The organism is Lelliottia sp. (genome assembly GCF_045627565.1).
GTDB lineage: Bacteria > Pseudomonadota > Gammaproteobacteria > Enterobacterales > Enterobacteriaceae > Enterobacter.
Genome location: NZ_JAZQNX010000037.1, coordinates 70321 through 86967, shown reverse-complemented (window position 1 = coordinate 86967; position 16647 = coordinate 70321). Strand labels below are relative to the sequence as shown.

Sequence of the window (16647 nt, the reverse complement as noted above, 5' to 3'; positions counted from 1 at the left end):
GGCATCAAATTAAGTAGTAAGCCGGTGCATAAATCCGGTGGTTACAGCAGTCTTCGGTGGAGCGGTAGTTCAGTCGGTTAGAATACCTGCCTGTCACGCAGGGGGTCGCGGGTTCGAGTCCCGTCCGTTCCGCCACTTATTATAAAAATTAAGCCTGCTAAACAAGCAGGCTTAATAGTAAGAAAATTTAGGGGCGTAGCTCAGTTGGTAGAGCACCGGTCTCCAAAACCGGGTGTCGCGAGTTCGAGTCTCTCCGCCCCTGCCATATATAATCCTTTGCTTAGGCAAAGGATTTTTTTTGTTTCGAAATCCCCAAAACCCTCAAAACCTGCATCCTTGCAAGTCTTCAGCTATCAATCCATCACATTGATTTTTAAAAGATCCTTTATTTGCATCTGCTTATCACTGTTCTGAAGCCAAACGGCGTAAAGCGGTCTGGATAGCGTTGTTGAATCCGTAACAGTGTGCAAATTTGGTTTCTCATCGGCCCAACGAGCGGGCAACCAGGTACATGCTTTAAGAGTCGTTAATTGCTGACAAGCCATCTCAGCTGAACTCGTTGTCAGAGCCGGGACATCATCCGCAGCAATCAAACCCGTTTCGTGCTGTTGGAAATCAGGACCCCATTCCAGGCGCAAATAGGTCAGATCCGCTTTCATCATTGAAGGCGCAGAGGCATAGAGTGCGAGACTAAACTGTCCAAGGATCTGACTGCTAAATTCATCCATTTTAGGGGCTTCGGTAGTAATCAAAAGATCCAACTGGCGTTCATGCAGCTGCTTCACAAGCGATTGTCTCTGTGCGATCCTGGCCTCAAATTGCAAATTGTCATGTGACCGGTATAAACGGGTAAGCCACTGACTCAGCATGCATTCCCACAAAGACGCGCTGGCCCCAATAGAAAACTCATTGTATCGCGAGGTGTGGGCGACTTCTTTTCGCGCGGCCTGCCAGGTGTTCATCAATGTTTCTGCGTAAGGAAGGAGCTTTTCCCCGGCAGCAGTTAAGCGAATATTGTTGCGATGACGGGTAAAAAGATTCACACCAAGCTGGTTTTCTAGCTGGCGAATACGAAAACTGACCGCTGATTGCGTCAGATAAAGCGCTTCTGCTGCCCGCCCAAAGTGACGCGTTCTGCTCACTTCGAGGAAAGTTTTTAGCAATTCCGTATCCACATCTTTCTCCGCAAAATTATTTGTCGTTATGATTTAAATCTTTTGTTTTACACTCTGTCAAGCGTAACTAATACTCCGCGCCATAAATAGCTCGGCCAAAGAATTAGGAGCGTGTAGGATGGCGGAAAGCTTTACGACGACTAATCGTTTTTTTGACAATAAAAATTATCCGCGTGGGTTCTCTCGTCACGGTGACTTCACCATTAAAGAAGCGCAACTGCTTGAACGTCATGGTTACGCTTTTAACGAGTTAGATCTGGGGAAACGTGAGCCTGCAACGGAAGACGAAAAACAGTTTGTTGCCGTTTGCCGTGGGGAACGTGAGCCGGAATCTGAAATAGAACGTGTGTGGATCAAGTACATGGGTCGTATTAAGCGACCAAAGCGTTTTCATACACTGTCTGGCGGTAAGCCACAGGTAGAAGGCGCAGAAGACTACACCGAATCGGACGATTGATATAATGAGAAAGGGGCTTCGGCCCCTTTTTTACGTCAGCATCTTTTGCAGATGCAGCAGCAGACGATCTATCGCGCGATAGCTTAATGCTTCTTGCAAATGCCTCCTCTCGATATCTCCACAACTCTCCAAATCTGCAATAGTGCGTGCAACCTTCAATAAGCGTTGCCAGGCCCGCACTGAAAGCCCAAGCCGCGTTAACGTCTCTTCTAACCAACGGGAATCCTCCTCTGATAAACGACAACGCTGGCGAATCTCGGCGTTATCGAGACGTGCATTGAGCTTATTTTGGCGCTTCAACTGTCGTGCCTGTGCGATGATCACTCTTTCCCGCACGGTCACGCTGGTTTCACCCGTAGAGTTTGTCTGGCTAAGCACTCCCGGTGGTGGCAGCGGGATCTCCAGGGACAAATCAAAACGGTCAAGGAAGGGCCCTGACAGCCTCCCCAGGTAGCGAAGCGTTTGTTCAGGCGTACTCCGGTTGTGATTGCCTTGATAATGCCCTGATGGGCTTGGATTCATGGCGGCAATAAGCTGAAACTGTGCGGGGTAGCTAATCTTCGCGCGTGTACGTGAAATATGGATCTGTCCGGACTCGATAGGCTCACGTAATGCATCCAGAACTCGTCGTTCAAACTCCGGTAACTCATCAAGAAAAAGAATTCCGTTATGGGCTAAAGAGATTTCACCGGGCTCAGGAATGGAGGCTCCGCCGACCATCGCGCAGAGTGAGGCACTATGATGAGGAGAACGAAACGGTCGTCTCTTCCATTGCTTCTTCAATGATATTGAATTCGCCAGACTTATGATTGCGGCACTCTCAAGTGCTTCCTGATTATTTAGTGGTGGGAGCAGACCGTTCAGCCGACTTGCCAGCATCGTTTTTCCTGTCCCTGGCGGCCCGATAAGCAGAAGGTTATGACCACCGGCCGCAGTGATTTCCAGCGCACGCTTTCCCTGATCCTGGCCAATGATATCGCTCAGGTCGTCAAGAGAGTCTGATACTACTAAACGATTTTCCTCGGGTTCGGCAAGCTCATGACGGCCTTCGAGAAAAGCACAGACTTCTTGTAGGTGATTGGCAATCAGGCAACCTTTTTTCTCGATCAGGCTGACTTCTGATGCATTCTCGGCAGCAACGATGATCTCTCTTCCCGCCTGTAAGGCGGCTAACGCTCCGGAGATTGCGCCGGGAACGCCACGTAACGCGCCTGTAAGCGCTAATTCGCCAACAAACTCATACGTGTTCAGTCTGGGGGCGTTAAGTTGCTCAGAGGCGGTGAGAAGCGCTATAGCGATAGGTAAATCATATCGCCCGCCTTCTTTGGGCAAGTCTGCAGGCGCCAGGTTGATGGTTATCTTTTTTGCCGGAAAGGTATAACCACTATTAATAATGGCGCTGCGAACGCGATCTCGGGCTTCTTTCACTGTCGTTTCGGGCAGCCCGACGAGCGTTAAACCCGGGAGACCGTTACTCAGATGAACCTCAACAGAGATGAGCGGGGCCTGCACTCCTAAAGCAGCGCGGGTATAGACAACAGACAGTGACATGAACGCCTCCTTTTGATGTCACTATGCATGGATTGCTTTTCGTTTTTTAGCAGCAATTTGTAGCATTACGAGGCGCTTTCACGTTTTTTTAAGACATTATGCAATGTTTGCATAATGCTTGAATCACGCTCGCAACTCGAAGTAAGCTTGTGCATCGCCCAATGCCAGCTTGAAGAAAATAATGAAAAATCTTCATTTTATAAATTTCTTATATAAAACAATCATTTTTAACAAAACGATTCGTTAGCCAAATGAATGCGCCGTAAATATTCCTTGTCTTCAAATCAATATCTGTGTTACCTCTTTAGGTATTCCTTCGAACAAGATGCAAAAATAACTGAATATGAAAGCCCTTCTACAAGTGATTAGCCTAGTCGTAATTAGCGTGGTGGTGATTATTATCCCACCGTGCGGGGCTGCACTTGGACGAGGAAAGGCTTAAAAAACAAGCCTTAACGAACTAAGACCCCCGCACCGAAAGGTCCGGGGGTTTTTTTATGACTTAAAAACTTAAACGAGGAGCAGATAATGATGACTAGCATAAAATACTGTTTCTCTCGAAGTATGACGGGGAACTGACTATGAATGGGGCACAGTGGGTAGTACATGCGTTGCGCGCGCAGGGAGTCGAGATGGTGTTCGGATATCCAGGAGGCGCAATTATGCCGATTTACGATGCACTGTATGACGGCGGCGTGGAACATCTGTTGTGCCGACACGAGCAGGGCGCGGCAATGGCGGCGATTGGTTTCGCCCGAGCCACGGGGAAAACCGGCGTTTGTATGGCGACTTCCGGTCCTGGGGCGACTAACCTGATCACCGGCCTGGCTGATGCGTTACTCGATTCCGTTCCTGTCGTGGCAATCACCGGTCAGGTGGCGTTGCCCCTGATTGGTACAGATGCGTTTCAGGAAGTGGATGTTCTGGGGTTGTCACTGGCCTGCACCAAGCACAGCTTTTTGGTGCAGTCTCTGGAAGAACTGCCACGCGTAATGGCAGAAGCCTTTGAGGTGGCAAACTCAGGGCGTCCGGGCCCGGTCCTGATCGACATTCCTAAAGATATCCAGCTCGCAATGGGCGATCTGGAGCCCCATTTTTCCACGGTTGAAACGGAAGATGCTTTCCCGTACGCAGAAGTAGAAGACGCCCAGCAGATGCTGGCGCAGGCGCAGCAACCCATCCTGTATATCGGCGGTGGCGTAGGTATGGCGCAGGCGGTTCCGGCTCTGCGGGAATTTATCGACGTCACTCAAATGCCTGCAACCTGCACGCTGAAAGGCCTCGGCGCGGTAGATGCTGATTACCCGTACTATCTGGGAATGTTGGGTATGCACGGGACGAAAGCCGCTAATCTGGCCGTTCAAGAGTGCGATTTACTTATCGCAGTGGGCGCCCGCTTTGATGACCGTGTGACCGGTAAGCTGAATACGTTTGCGCCGAATGCGAAAGTGATCCACATGGATATCGACCCCGCAGAAATGCATAAACTGCGTCAGGCTCATGTGACATTGCAGGGCGATCTGAATGCTTTATTGCCAGTACTGCAGCAGTCTTTGTCGATCGACAAATGGCGTGAACATACGGCGCAGATGCGCACAGAAAATGCCTGGCGTTACGACCACCCGGGCGAAGCAATCTACGCGCCATTGCTGTTAAAGCAGCTGTCGGATCGTAAACCGGCTAACAGCGTGGTCACCACCGATGTCGGTCAGCATCAGATGTGGTCCGCACAGCACATGACTTACACCCGCCCGGAAAATTTCATCACCTCAAGCGGTTTAGGCACCATGGGATTTGGATTACCCGCAGCGGTGGGTGCGCAGGTTGCGCGTCCCAACGATACGGTTATCTGCGTCTCGGGTGACGGCTCGTTCATGATGAACGTTCAGGAGCTGGGCACCGTTAAGCGTAAACAGTTACCGCTGAAAATCCTGTTACTGGATAACCAGCGTTTGGGGATGGTTCGCCAGTGGCAGCAGTTGTTCTTCAACGAACGCTACAGCGAAACGACCCTTACCGATAACCCCGATTTCCTCGTGTTAGCTAGCGCCTTCGGCATCCCAGGCCAACACATCACCCGTAAAGACCAGGTTGAAGCGGCACTCGACACCATGCTGTCCAGCGAGGGGCCCTATCTGCTTCATGTCTCAATCGACGAGCTTGAGAATGTCTGGCCATTGGTACCACCCGGTGCCAGTAACGCACAAATGCTGGAGAAATTATCATGATGCAACATCAAGTCGCCGTGCAGGCTCGCTTCAACCCGGAAACGTTAGAGCGCGTGTTGCGCGTGGTACGCCATCGTGGTTTTCAGATTTGCGCCATGAATATGGAAACCGCCACCGATGCCCAGAACATAAATATCGAATTGACCGTTGCCAGCCCACGGTCGGTCGACTTACTGTTTAGTCAGCTAAGTAAACTGGTTGATGTTGCCCACGTCGCCATCTGCCAGAGCACAACCGCATCACAACAAATTCGCGCCTGAGCGCAATAGGAAGAAAAATGACCACGAAGAAAGCGGATTACATTTGGTTCAACGGTGAGATGGTGCGTTGGGAAGACGCGAAGATCCATGTCATGTCCCATGCCCTGCACTACGGCACCTCCGTTTTTGAAGGTATCCGTTGCTACGATTCTCACAAAGGACCGGTGGTGTTCCGTCATCGCGAACACATGCAGCGTCTGCGTGACTCGGCCAAAATCTACCGTTTTCCTGTCTCTCAGAGCGTTGATGAATTGATGGAAGCGTGCCGCGCCGTGATTCGTCAAAACAACCTGACCAGCGCCTATATTCGCCCGTTGGTCTTCGTGGGTGATGTCGGAATGGGCGTAAACCCGCCAGACGGTTACACCACTGACGTGATTATTGCCGCCTTCCCATGGGGGGCATATTTAGGTGCTGACGCGCTGGATCAGGGGATCGACGCCATGGTCTCTTCCTGGAATCGCGTGGCGCCAAACACCATCCCGACCGCTGCGAAAGCCGGTGGTAACTACCTTTCTTCACTGTTAGTGGGTAGCGAAGCGCGCCGCCACGGTTACCAGGAAGGTATCGCCCTGGATGTGAATGGCTACATCTCTGAAGGTGCGGGTGAGAACCTGTTTGAAGTGAAAGACGGTATCCTGTTCACGCCACCGTTCACCTCATCTGCATTGCCGGGTATCACCCGCGACGCCATTATCAAGCTGGCGAAAGATTTGGATATTGAAGTGCGCGAGCAGGTGCTGTCCCGCGAATCGCTGTATCTGGCCGACGAAGTATTCATGTCCGGAACGGCGGCAGAAATCACCCCGGTTCGCAGCGTTGACGGCATCCAGGTGGGCGAAGGCCACTGTGGCCCGGTCACCAAACGTATTCAGCAAGCATTCTTTGGCCTCTTCACCGGTGAAACGGAAGATAAATGGGGCTGGTTGGATCAAGTTAATTCATAAGCATAATTTTGGGGCGGCACGCACCGTCCCACTCATGAGAGAGATTAAGCATGCCTAAGTATCGTTCTGCCACCACCACTCACGGCCGCAATATGGCCGGTGCCCGCGCGCTGTGGCGCGCAACCGGGATGACCGACGACGACTTCGGTAAGCCGATTATCGCCGTGGTGAACTCCTTCACCCAGTTTGTGCCGGGCCATGTGCACTTGCGCGATCTCGGCAAACTGGTCGCTGAGCAAATCGAAGCGTCTGGCGGCGTGGCAAAAGAGTTCAACACCATCGCGGTGGACGACGGTATCGCCATGGGCCACGGAGGCATGCTTTATTCCCTGCCGTCGCGCGAACTGATCGCCGACTCCGTGGAATACATGGTGAACGCCCACTGCGCCGACGCTATGGTCTGTATCTCCAACTGCGACAAAATCACCCCAGGGATGCTGATGGCGTCCTTGCGTCTGAACATTCCGGTGATCTTTGTTTCCGGTGGTCCGATGGAAGCCGGTAAAACCAAGCTCTCAGACCAGATTATCAAGCTCGATCTCGTCGATGCGATGATTCAGGGCGCGGATCCAAAAGTCTCCGATGCACAAAGCGATCAGGTGGAACGTTCCGCGTGTCCAACCTGCGGATCCTGTTCCGGTATGTTCACCGCTAACTCCATGAACTGTCTGACCGAAGCGCTGGGTCTTTCTCAGCCGGGCAACGGTTCACTGCTGGCGACGCACGCCGATCGCGAGCAGCTGTTCCTGAGTGCCGGGACGCGCATCGTTGAGCTGACCAAACGCTATTACGAGCAAGACGATGCCAGCGCGCTGCCGCGTAACATCGCCAACAAAGCCGCATTCGAAAACGCCATGACGCTGGATATCGCCATGGGAGGTTCAACCAACACCGTTCTGCACCTGCTGGCGGCGGCGCAGGAAGCCGAAATCGACTTCACGATGAGCGATATCGACAAGCTTTCCCGCAAAGTGCCGCAGCTGTGTAAAGTCGCGCCGAGCACGCCAAAATATCACATGGAAGATGTTCACCGTGCCGGTGGCGTTCTGGGGATTTTGGGTGAGTTGGATCGTGCCGGGCTGTTGAACCGTGAAGTGAAAAACATTCTCGGGCTGACGCTGCCGCAGTCGCTTGAGCAGTACGACATCATGCTCACCAAAGACGATGCGGTGAAAAGCATGTTCCGCGCGGGCCCTGCCGGGATTCGTACCACCAAAGCATTCTCGCAAAACTGCCGTTGGGATACTTTGGATGATGACCGCGCCGAAGGCTGCATTCGCTCGCTGGAGCATGCTTACAGCCAGGAAGGCGGCCTGGCGGTTCTGTACGGTAACTTTGCCGAAAACGGCTGTATCGTTAAAACCGCAGGCGTCGACGACAGTATTCTGAAATTCACTGGTCCGGCGAAAGTGTACGAAAGCCAGGACGATGCCGTTGAGGCGATTCTGGGCGGTAAAGTGGTTGCAGGTGACGTGGTGGTGATTCGCTACGAAGGGCCAAAAGGCGGACCGGGCATGCAGGAAATGCTTTACCCAACGACCTTCCTGAAGTCGATGGGTCTGGGCAAAGCCTGTGCGCTGATCACCGACGGCCGATTTTCGGGCGGCACTTCTGGACTCTCTATCGGTCACGTTTCACCGGAAGCGGCGAGCGGCGGGAATATCGCAATTATCGAAGACGGCGACCTGATTGAAATCGACATTCCAAACCGTGGCATTCAGCTCCAGTTGAGCGATCAAGAAATTGCAGCGCGCCGCGAAGCGCAAGGCGCTCGCGGTGATAAAGCATGGACGCCGAAAGATCGCCAGCGTGAGGTTTCTTACGCATTGCGTGCCTACGCCACGCTTGCCACCAGTGCTGACAAAGGCGCGGTGCGCGATAAATCCAAACTTGGGGGCTAATGATGGCCGAATCACAACCCTTATCCGCCGCCCCCGATGGGGCGGAATATCTCCGGGCGGTGCTGCGTGCGCCAGTCTACGAGGCTGTACAGGTCACACCGCTGCAAAAAATGGACAAGCTCTCGTCTCGTCTCGATAACGTGATTCTGGTGAAGCGCGAAGACCGACAGCCTGTGCACAGCTTCAAGCTGCGCGGCGCTTACACGATGATGGCCGGGCTGAACGAGGAGCAAAAAGCACGCGGTGTAATTACGGCTTCTGCGGGCAACCATGCACAGGGTGTAGCGTTCTCTGCCGCGCGTCTGGGCGTGAAAGCGCTCATCGTGATGCCCGTAGCAACCGCTGATATCAAAGTCGATGCGGTACGCGGTTTTGGCGGTGAAGTGTTATTGCACGGCGCCAACTTTGACGAAGCCAAAGCGAAAGCGATCGACCTCGCGCAGCAGCAGGGTTTTACCTGGGTACCTCCGTTTGATCATCCGATGGTCATTGCAGGCCAGGGAACGCTGGCCCTGGAACTGTTGCAGCAGGATGCGCACCTCGATCGGGTATTCGTCCCGGTTGGCGGCGGCGGCCTTGCCGCAGGCGTCGCGGTGCTCATCAAGCAGTTGATGCCGCAAATCAAAGTCATCGCCGTTGAGGCGGAAGACTCTGCGTGCCTGAAAGCGGCATTGGATGCGGGGCATCCTGTCGACCTGGCGCGGGTGGGGTTGTTTGCCGAAGGTGTTGCCGTGAAGCGTATTGGCGATGAAACCTTCCGCGTGTGTCAGGAATATCTCGACGACATCATCACCGTCGACAGCGATTCAATTTGCGCCGCAATGAAAGATTTGTTCGAAGATGTTCGTGCTGTTGCGGAACCGTCCGGTGCGCTGGCGCTGGCGGGGATGAAGAAATACATCGCGCAGCACAACATTCGCGGCGAACGTCTGGCGCATGTGTTGTCTGGCGCTAACGTCAATTTTCACGGCTTGCGTTACGTTTCCGAACGCTGCGAGCTGGGCGAACAGCGTGAAGCGCTCCTGGCGGTGACCATTCCGGAAGAGAAGGGCAGCTTCCTGAAATTCTGCCAACTGCTCGGCGGGCGTTCGGTCACCGAATTTAACTACCGTTTTGCCGATGCCAAAGACGCCTGTATTTTTGTTGGTGTGCGTTTGAGCCGTGGCGTGGAAGAGCGCAAAGAGATTCTGAGTTTGCTGCATGAAGGCGGCTACAGCGTGGTGGATCTCTCCGACGATGAAATGGCGAAGCTGCACGTGCGCTACATGGTCGGCGGACGTCCGTCTAAGCCGTTGCAGGAACGTTTGTTCAGCTTTGAGTTCCCGGAATCACCGGGCGCGTTACTGAAATTCCTGCATACGCTGGGAACGCACTGGAACATTTCCTTGTTCCATTATCGCAGCCACGGTACGGATTTCGGACGCGTGCTGGCCGCCTTTGAGCTGGGCGAGCACGAGCCAGATTTTGAAACGCGGCTGAACGAGTTGGGCTACGATTGTCATGACGAAACCCATAACCCGGCGTTCAGGTTCTTCCTGGCGGGCTAGTGGTTTGGCAAAATCTGCCAGAAAGCGTCAATAAGCGGCTCATGCAGCCGCTTTTTTTGTGCGCACACACCCAGTTCAAACGGCGTTTTCTCATCGCTGCGCTCTAAAATCATCACGCGATTACGCACCGGCTCCGGGCTATTCTCCAGCACCACTTCCGGGAGCAACGCCACGCCGCATCCAAGCGCCACCATCGACACCATCGCTTCGTGCCCGCCTACCGTGGCGTAAATGGACGGATTGCTGATTTTCTGCCGACGGAACCACAGCTCGATGCGGCGGCGAACCGGACCCTGATCGGCCATGATAAACGGCACCGTTGACCAATCAGGATCCTCCACTGAGATCTGATTACGCACCGGGCAGGGCAGCGCCGGGGCGATCAACACCACTGCCAGATTTTCCAGCATAGAGAACGCCACCGCGCCGGGCAACATTTCCGGTTTACCGGCAATCGCCAGATCCGCTTCACCCGTCACCACTTTTTCCATCGCGTCGGCGGCATCGCCAGTGGTGAGCTTTATTTCAACGGACGGATGTTCTGCGCGGAAGCGATCAAGAATGGGCGGTAAATGGCTGTACGCCGCCGTCACAGAACAAAAAATATGGAGTTCGCCCGAGAGCGATGGGCCTTGCTGATCGAGGGTGTGGCGCAACTGCTGATATTGCAAAAGCGTTTGCTGGGCGAAGACGCGCAATTCTTCGCCCGCTTCTGTGAGCGTGACGGTGCGGTTATCGCGAACAAACAGCGCCTGACCAAGATCCTCTTCGAGGCGCTGGATTTGCCGGGAAAGCGTGGAGGGACTGACGTGCATCGCCCGTGCGCTGCGGCCAAAATGTCGGCTTTCTGCCAAATGCAGAAAGGTTTTCAGATCGCGTAAATCCACAGGACGTACTCCACGATTTTACGTTGCAGAAATTGCAACGTGACGTTGTGAATATATCAATTTCCGCAATAAATTTCCTGTCATATAGTAAGTTCATTCTCGCATAAGCGAAGTACACCGAATAATAAGCACCACAACACAACATCACGAGGTTCCACCATGGCTAACTACTTCAACACACTGAATCTGCGTCAGCAGCTGGCGCAGCTGGGCAAATGCCGCTTCATGGCGCGCGACGAATTTGCCGATGGCGCAAGCTACCTTCAGGGTAAAAAAGTGGTCATCGTCGGCTGTGGCGCACAGGGTTTGAACCAGGGCCTGAACATGCGTGACTCCGGTCTGGATATCTCTTACGCCCTGCGTAAAGAAGCGATTGCTGAAAAGCGTGCATCATGGCGTAAAGCGACCGAAAACGGCTTCAAAGTGGGCACTTACGAAGAGCTGGTGCCGCAGGCGGATCTGGTTGTTAACCTGACGCCAGACAAACAGCACTCCGACGTGGTACGTTCCGTTCAGCCGCTGATGAAAGACGGCGCTGCGCTGGGTTACTCTCACGGTTTCAACATCGTTGAAGTGGGCGAGCAAATTCGTAAAGACATCACCGTGGTGATGGTTGCGCCGAAGTGCCCAGGCACCGAAGTGCGTGAAGAATACAAACGTGGTTTCGGTGTTCCGACGCTGATCGCCGTTCACCCGGAAAACGATCCAAAAGGCGAAGGCATGGCGATTGCCAAAGCCTGGGCTGCTGCAACCGGTGGTCACCGTGCGGGCGTTCTGGAATCCTCATTCGTGGCAGAAGTAAAATCTGACCTGATGGGGGAGCAAACCATTCTGTGTGGCATGCTGCAGGCTGGTTCTCTGCTGTGCTTCGACAAGCTGGTGGAAGAAGGTACCGATCCGGCATACGCAGAAAAACTGATTCAGTTCGGCTGGGAAACTATCACCGAAGCGCTGAAGCAGGGCGGAATTACGCTGATGATGGACCGTCTGTCTAATCCAGCAAAACTGCGTGCTTATGCGCTGTCAGAGCAGCTGAAAGAGATTATGGCTCCGCTGTTCCAGAAACACATGGACGATATCATCTCCGGGGAATTCTCCTCCGGTATGATGGCTGACTGGGCAAATGACGATAAAAACCTGCTGACCTGGCGTGAAGAGACCGGCAAAACCGCGTTCGAAACCGCTTCGCAGTTTGACGGTAAAATCAGCGAGCAAGAGTACTTCGATAAAGGCGTTCTGATGATCGCGATGGTGAAAGCGGGCGTTGAGCTGGCATTCGAAACGATGGTTGATTCCGGAATCATCGAAGAGTCTGCTTACTACGAATCACTGCACGAGCTGCCGCTGATCGCGAACACCATTGCGCGTAAGCGTCTGTATGAAATGAACGTGGTTATCTCTGATACTGCCGAGTACGGTAACTATCTGTTCTCTTATGCCTGCGTACCGTTGCTGAAAGAGTTCATGACGACCCTGCAGACAGGCGACCTGGGTAAAGCGGTTGCTGAAGGCGCGGTAGATAACGCTCAGCTGCGTGACGTGAACGAAGCGATTCGCAGCCATGCAATCGAAAGCGTGGGCCATACGCTGCGTGGTTATATGAAAGATATGAAGCGTATTGCCGTCGCAGGCTGATTCCTCGTCGCCTCTCGACGTGCAGATGCGTTGGCGGCATTCGCACAGCCCAGTTACATCGTTATCTATGTTCCTGGACTGTGCTCATTTGCCGCCTTCCTGCAAATCGAAATCCAAAGAGGAATCGCTTTTCACTATTAAAAAAGCCCGGTGAACGTAAGCTCACCGGGCTTTTTATTAATTCCTGTAAAGCACTTTAATGATGTGGTAACCGAACTGAGTGTGCAGCGGGCCAGTTGGCTCCAGCACCGGGCAGGAGAACACCACTTTATCAAACGCCGGAACCATCTGGCCCTGACGGAATTCACCCAGGTGGCCGCCTTTTTTACCGGATGGGCAGGTAGAGTGTTTCTTCGCCAGCTTCTCGAAGTCTGCGCCGTTTTTGATCTGTTCCAGAAGATCTAATGCCAGTTTTTCTTCTTTAACAAGGATATGCAGTGCTGCTGCTGTTTTTGCCATGATCGTGCCTTGAGTGGTATGGATTAGGCTCGCTATACTACCACGCGTTTTCCTCCTCTCCCGACTTTCATTGAGTGACCTGCATATGCGTTTAAACCCCGGACAACAACAAGCTGTCGAATTCGTCACCGGACCTTGCCTGGTGCTGGCGGGGGCGGGATCCGGAAAAACGCGCGTGATTACCAATAAAATCGCGCATTTGATTCGTGGCTGCGGCTATCAGGCACGTCATATCGCCGCGGTGACCTTTACCAACAAAGCCGCGCGCGAGATGAAAGAGCGCGTCGGGCAAACGCTGGGGCGCAAAGAAGCGCGCGGCCTGATGATTTCGACATTCCACACGCTGGGCCTGGATATCATCAAGCGCGAATATGCCGCGTTGGGGATGAAATCCAATTTCTCACTATTTGACGATACCGATCAGGTGGCGCTGCTCAAAGAACTGACTGAAGGGCGGATCGAAGACGACAAACTTATCCTCCAGCAGCTGATCTCGACGATCTCAAACTGGAAAAACGATCTGATGACGCCCGCTCAGGCCGCCGCGAGTGCTAAAGGCGAGCGCGACCGGATCTTTGCGCACTGCTACAGCCTGTACGACGACCACCTCAAAGCCTGTAATGTTCTCGATTTTGATGATTTGATTCTGCTACCGACGCTGCTTTTACAGCGTAATGAAGAGGTAAGGGAGCGCTGGCAAAACAAGATTCGTTATCTGCTGGTGGATGAGTATCAGGACACCAACACCAGCCAATACGAGCTGGTGAAATTGCTGGTGGGACAGCGCGCACGCTTCACCGTGGTTGGCGATGACGACCAGTCGATTTATTCCTGGCGTGGTGCTCGTCCGCAAAACCTGGTGCTGTTGAGCCAAGATTTCCCGGCATTACAGGTGGTTAAGCTTGAGCAGAACTATCGCTCTTCAGGGCGGATACTGAAGGCGGCAAACATCCTGATCGCCAATAATCCCCATGTCTTTGAAAAGCGCCTTTTCTCCGAACTGGGATACGGCACGGAACTCAAAGTGCTTAGCGCCAACAATGAAGAGCATGAGGCAGAGCGCGTGGCGGGTGAGCTGATTGCCCATCACTTCGTCAATAAAACCGCTTACAAAGACTATGCGATTCTCTACCGCGGCAACCACCAGTCGCGCGTGTTTGAAAAGATGCTGATGCAAAACCGCATCCCGTACAAAATTTCGGGCGGCACGTCGTTTTTCTCTCGCCCTGAAATCAAAGATTTACTCGCTTATCTGCGCGTGCTCACCAACCCGGACGATGACAGTGCGTTTTTGCGTATCGTGAATACACCGAAGCGTGAAATCGGCCCTGCGACGCTGCAAAAGCTGGGTGAGTGGGCGATGACGCGCAACAAAAGCATGTTCACCGCCAGCTTTGATATGGGTCTTAGCCAGTCGCTGACCGGGCGCGGTTATGAATCGCTCACGCGCTTTACCCAGTGGCTGGGCGAAATCCAACGTCTCGCCGAGCGCGAACCGGTCTCTGCGGTGCGCGATTTGATTCACGGTATCAACTATGAATCCTGGCTGTATGAGACGTCCGCGAGCCCAAAAGCGGCGGAAATGCGCATGAAAAACGTCAACCAGCTCTTCACGTGGATGACCGAAATGCTGGAAGGCTCTGAAATTGATGAGCCAATGACGCTGACCCAGGTCGTCACCCGATTTACCCTGCGCGATATGATGGAGCGCGGGGAGAGCGATGAAGAGACGGATCAGGTTCAGCTGATGACGCTGCACGCGTCTAAAGGGCTGGAATTTCCGTATGTCTATTTAATCGGGATGGAAGAGGGATTACTGCCGCATCAGAGCAGCATTGACGAAGATAACGTCGATGAAGAGCGGCGACTGGCGTACGTAGGAATCACCCGCGCCCAGAAAGAGCTGACATTTACGCTGTGCAAAGAGCGCCGTCAATATGGCGAAATGGTGCGTCCAGAACCGAGTCGATTCCTGCTGGAGTTACCTCAAGATGATTTGCAATGGGAACAAGAACGCAAAGTGATTACCGCGGAAGAAAGAATGCACAAAGGGCAGGCGAACGTGGCGAATATCCGCGCGATGCTGGCAAAAGCGAAAGAGAAATAACCCGCTATTTTACCTCTAAAGTCCAGTGGACATAGCTTTGCCACTGGTATTCCTGCTCAATCATTTCTGCGCCAAGCGGATGATTATCTAACCAATCTTCTGGAAGCGTGAGCGTCAGGTTTTCACCTTCGGCCTCAAGATTGATTGCGGGCAGCAAATCGTCGCGGCGGCGGCTGGCAAACAAAATCGCCAGACGCAGAAGCCGGCAGAGATGTTCGGCAACGCGCGGTGGTACGGCATTTTGCTGATGCAAAGAGGAGAGATCGACAGTATTGGTTTGGTTCAGAAGCAAGGTGGCGAGCAGTTTTTTCTGCGCTGGGGTAAATCCAGGCAGATCAAGATTTCGTACCAGATAGGCGGCATGAATGGGCGCCTGTTTGAAATCAATGCTCAGACCCATTTCATGCAGCGCACAGGCGCTAATGAGTAAATCCTGACTTAAAGGCTCAAGTGCCCACGTTGTCTTGAGTTGATTCGCGAAGCTCGAAGCCAGCTGTGCAACGCGCTGTGCCTGTTCAGTATCGACAATAAAGCGGCGCTGGACATTACGCAGCGTACGGCTGCGAATATCCTGTTCTACCGCCAAATGCAACATACCGTAAACCAGCCCTTCGCGCAGCGCACCGCCCGCAAGCGTCATACAGTGAATGTCCAACTCGGAGAAAATGGCAATCAGGATCGCCAGGCCGCTTGGGAAAACCAGCGCGCGCTCCAGCGTCAAGCCTTCGATTTCCAGCTCTTCAAGGCGACCACACTGGATGGCGCGCTGTTTGAGCTGTTGAAGTTTGGCAAGCGTAATACGCTCGTCCATACCCTGCGCCATCATGATTTCTTGCAGCGCCTGAACCGTACCCGACGCCCCGACGCACACTTTCCAGCCGTGATAACGCAGTTTGTCCATGACCGGGCGCAGGACTTCACGCGCGGCATTTTCCGCCTCGTCGAAATTTTCCTGGGCGAGATTACGATCGGTAAAATAGCGCTCGAGCCAGGTTACGCATCCCATCGATAGGCTAAACAGTGACGTCGCCTGGGCACCTGTACCGGTGACCAGTTCCGTGCTTGCACCACCAATATCCACAACAAGACGACGATCGTCGCCGCCAGTGGTATGGGCGACGCCCTGGTAAATCAGACGCGCTTCTTCTTCGCCGCTGATCACCTGTACCGGACAGCCGAGAATCTCCTGCGCTTTAGCGATAAAATCAACAGAGTTGACCGCCAGACGTAAGGTAGCTGTCGCGACAACGCGGATTTGATTGTGCGGGATGTCCTGCAGACGTTCAGCGAAGAGACGCAGGCATTGCCAGCCGCGTTCCATCGCTTCGGGAGAAAGGTGGTTATCTTGACTCAGGCCCGCCGCGAGACGGACCTTACGCTTAATGCGTGTCAGGGTTTGAATGCTCCCCGCCACCTCGCGCACTACCAGCATATGAAAACTATTCGAACCTAAATCAATAGCGGCATAGAGCGAGGAACCGGTGATCATCATT

Annotated in this window: 14 protein-coding genes and 2 tRNA genes; 11 read left to right on the top strand and 5 right to left on the bottom strand. The window is 53.4% G+C overall.

The features are described from left to right. The first annotated feature begins 58 nt into the window (after positions 1–58). Positions 59–135 (top strand) — tRNA-Asp (locus ACKI5T_RS18185). A 54-nt stretch (positions 136–189) separates the two neighbouring features. Beyond that, positions 190–265, top strand: a tRNA-Trp gene (locus ACKI5T_RS18180). 88 nt (positions 266–353) lie between these two features. On the opposite strand, the gene hdfR is transcribed toward ACKI5T_RS18180, so the two are convergent. Beyond that, positions 354–1175 (bottom strand): HTH-type transcriptional regulator HdfR, encoded by an 822-nt coding sequence (gene hdfR / locus ACKI5T_RS18175; RefSeq protein ID WP_407439245.1) that lies wholly within the window; start codon positions 1173–1175, stop codon positions 354–356. A 118-nt stretch (positions 1176–1293) separates the two neighbouring features. Here hdfR and ACKI5T_RS18170 point away from each other — a divergent pair, with 118 nt between their 5' ends. Continuing rightward, positions 1294–1632 carry a DUF413 domain-containing protein gene (locus ACKI5T_RS18170; protein ID WP_015960976.1) on the top strand — a complete coding sequence of 113 codons (339 nt, stop codon included), beginning with the start codon at positions 1294–1296 and terminating at the stop codon, positions 1630–1632. Positions 1633–1662: 30 nt separating this feature from the next. Here ACKI5T_RS18170 and ACKI5T_RS18165 read toward each other — a convergent pair whose 3' ends face one another. Next, positions 1663–3183, bottom strand: coding sequence for a YifB family Mg chelatase-like AAA ATPase (locus ACKI5T_RS18165; protein ID WP_407439243.1), 1521 nt, complete (start codon positions 3181–3183; stop codon positions 1663–1665). Positions 3184–3526: 343 nt separating this feature from the next. Here ACKI5T_RS18165 and ilvL point away from each other — a divergent pair, with 343 nt between their 5' ends. The 6 genes from ilvL (at position 3527) to ilvA (ending at position 10066) form a co-directional block, all read left to right on the top strand. After that, positions 3527–3625, top strand: a complete 99-nt coding sequence (gene ilvL / locus ACKI5T_RS18160) for an ilv operon leader peptide (RefSeq protein ID WP_071818784.1) — start codon at positions 3527–3529, stop codon at positions 3623–3625. 139 nt (positions 3626–3764) lie between these two features. After that, complete coding sequence (ilvG, locus tag ACKI5T_RS18155; protein ID WP_407439241.1) at positions 3765–5411, top strand: acetolactate synthase 2 catalytic subunit; 1647 nt, start codon at positions 3765–3767, stop codon at positions 5409–5411. Continuing rightward, positions 5408–5671, top strand: coding sequence for an acetolactate synthase 2 small subunit (gene ilvM, locus ACKI5T_RS18150; protein WP_015960973.1), 264 nt, complete (start codon positions 5408–5410; stop codon positions 5669–5671). The genes ilvG and ilvM overlap by 4 nt, the downstream gene beginning before the upstream one ends. A gap of 17 nt (positions 5672–5688) precedes the next feature. Then, the gene (locus ACKI5T_RS18145; protein ID WP_407439239.1) at positions 5689–6618 is read left to right on the top strand and encodes a branched-chain amino acid transaminase; all 930 of its coding nucleotides are present in this window, start codon (positions 5689–5691) and stop codon (positions 6616–6618) included. A gap of 50 nt (positions 6619–6668) precedes the next feature. Further along, entirely contained in the window at positions 6669–8519 is a 1851-nt protein-coding gene (ilvD, locus tag ACKI5T_RS18140) for a dihydroxy-acid dehydratase (RefSeq protein WP_407439238.1), read from the top strand. Between the two features lie 2 nt (positions 8520–8521). Beyond that, positions 8522–10066, top strand: a complete 1545-nt coding sequence (gene ilvA / locus ACKI5T_RS18135; protein ID WP_407439251.1) for a threonine ammonia-lyase, biosynthetic — start codon at positions 8522–8524, stop codon at positions 10064–10066. Here the strand turns inward: ilvA and ilvY are convergent. Next, complete coding sequence (gene ilvY, locus ACKI5T_RS18130; protein ID WP_407439236.1) at positions 10063–10953, bottom strand: HTH-type transcriptional activator IlvY; 891 nt, start codon at positions 10951–10953, stop codon at positions 10063–10065. The genes ilvA and ilvY overlap by 4 nt on opposite strands. Positions 10954–11112: 159 nt before the next feature. Between ilvY and ilvC the strand changes: the two genes are divergently transcribed. Continuing rightward, positions 11113–12588: a ketol-acid reductoisomerase gene (ilvC, locus tag ACKI5T_RS18125; RefSeq protein ID WP_235134306.1), complete on the top strand. Its 1476-nt coding sequence runs from the start codon at positions 11113–11115 to the stop codon at positions 12586–12588. 177 nt (positions 12589–12765) lie between these two features. On the opposite strand, the gene ppiC is transcribed toward ilvC, so the two are convergent. After that, entirely contained in the window at positions 12766–13047 is a 282-nt protein-coding gene (ppiC, locus tag ACKI5T_RS18120; RefSeq protein WP_015960967.1) for a peptidylprolyl isomerase PpiC, read from the bottom strand. An 85-nt stretch (positions 13048–13132) separates the two neighbouring features. Between ppiC and rep the strand changes: the two genes are divergently transcribed. Next, on the top strand, positions 13133–15154 hold the full coding sequence (rep, locus tag ACKI5T_RS18115; protein ID WP_059180750.1) for a DNA helicase Rep: 2022 nt from the start codon (positions 13133–13135) through the stop codon (positions 15152–15154). A 4-nt stretch (positions 15155–15158) separates the two neighbouring features. Here rep and gppA read toward each other — a convergent pair whose 3' ends face one another. Then, positions 15159–16643 (bottom strand): guanosine-5'-triphosphate,3'-diphosphate diphosphatase, encoded by a 1485-nt coding sequence (gppA, locus tag ACKI5T_RS18110; RefSeq protein ID WP_407439250.1) that lies wholly within the window; start codon positions 16641–16643, stop codon positions 15159–15161. Between the last annotated feature and the right edge of the window lie 4 nt (positions 16644–16647).

Coding starts and splice junctions, on each gene's coding strand:
- rep (WP_059180750.1), top strand. CDS start 13,133: ATGCGTTTAAACCCCGGACAACAACAAGCTGTCGAATTCGTCACCGGA.
- ilvC (WP_235134306.1), top strand. CDS start 11,113: ATGGCTAACTACTTCAACACACTGAATCTGCGTCAGCAGCTGGCGCAG.
- ilvL (WP_071818784.1), top strand. CDS start 3,527: ATGAAAGCCCTTCTACAAGTGATTAGCCTAGTCGTAATTAGCGTGGTG.
- ACKI5T_RS18145 (WP_407439239.1), top strand. CDS start 5,689: ATGACCACGAAGAAAGCGGATTACATTTGGTTCAACGGTGAGATGGTG.
- ppiC (WP_015960967.1), bottom strand. CDS start 13,047: ATGGCAAAAACAGCAGCAGCACTGCATATCCTTGTTAAAGAAGAAAAA.
- ilvG (WP_407439241.1), top strand. CDS start 3,765: ATGAATGGGGCACAGTGGGTAGTACATGCGTTGCGCGCGCAGGGAGTC.
- ACKI5T_RS18165 (WP_407439243.1), bottom strand. CDS start 3,183: ATGTCACTGTCTGTTGTCTATACCCGCGCTGCTTTAGGAGTGCAGGCC.
- ilvA (WP_407439251.1), top strand. CDS start 8,522: ATGGCCGAATCACAACCCTTATCCGCCGCCCCCGATGGGGCGGAATAT.
- ilvM (WP_015960973.1), top strand. CDS start 5,408: ATGATGCAACATCAAGTCGCCGTGCAGGCTCGCTTCAACCCGGAAACG.
- ilvD (WP_407439238.1), top strand. CDS start 6,669: ATGCCTAAGTATCGTTCTGCCACCACCACTCACGGCCGCAATATGGCC.
- ACKI5T_RS18170 (WP_015960976.1), top strand. CDS start 1,294: ATGGCGGAAAGCTTTACGACGACTAATCGTTTTTTTGACAATAAAAAT.
- gppA (WP_407439250.1), bottom strand. CDS start 16,643: ATGATCACCGGTTCCTCGCTCTATGCCGCTATTGATTTAGGTTCGAAT.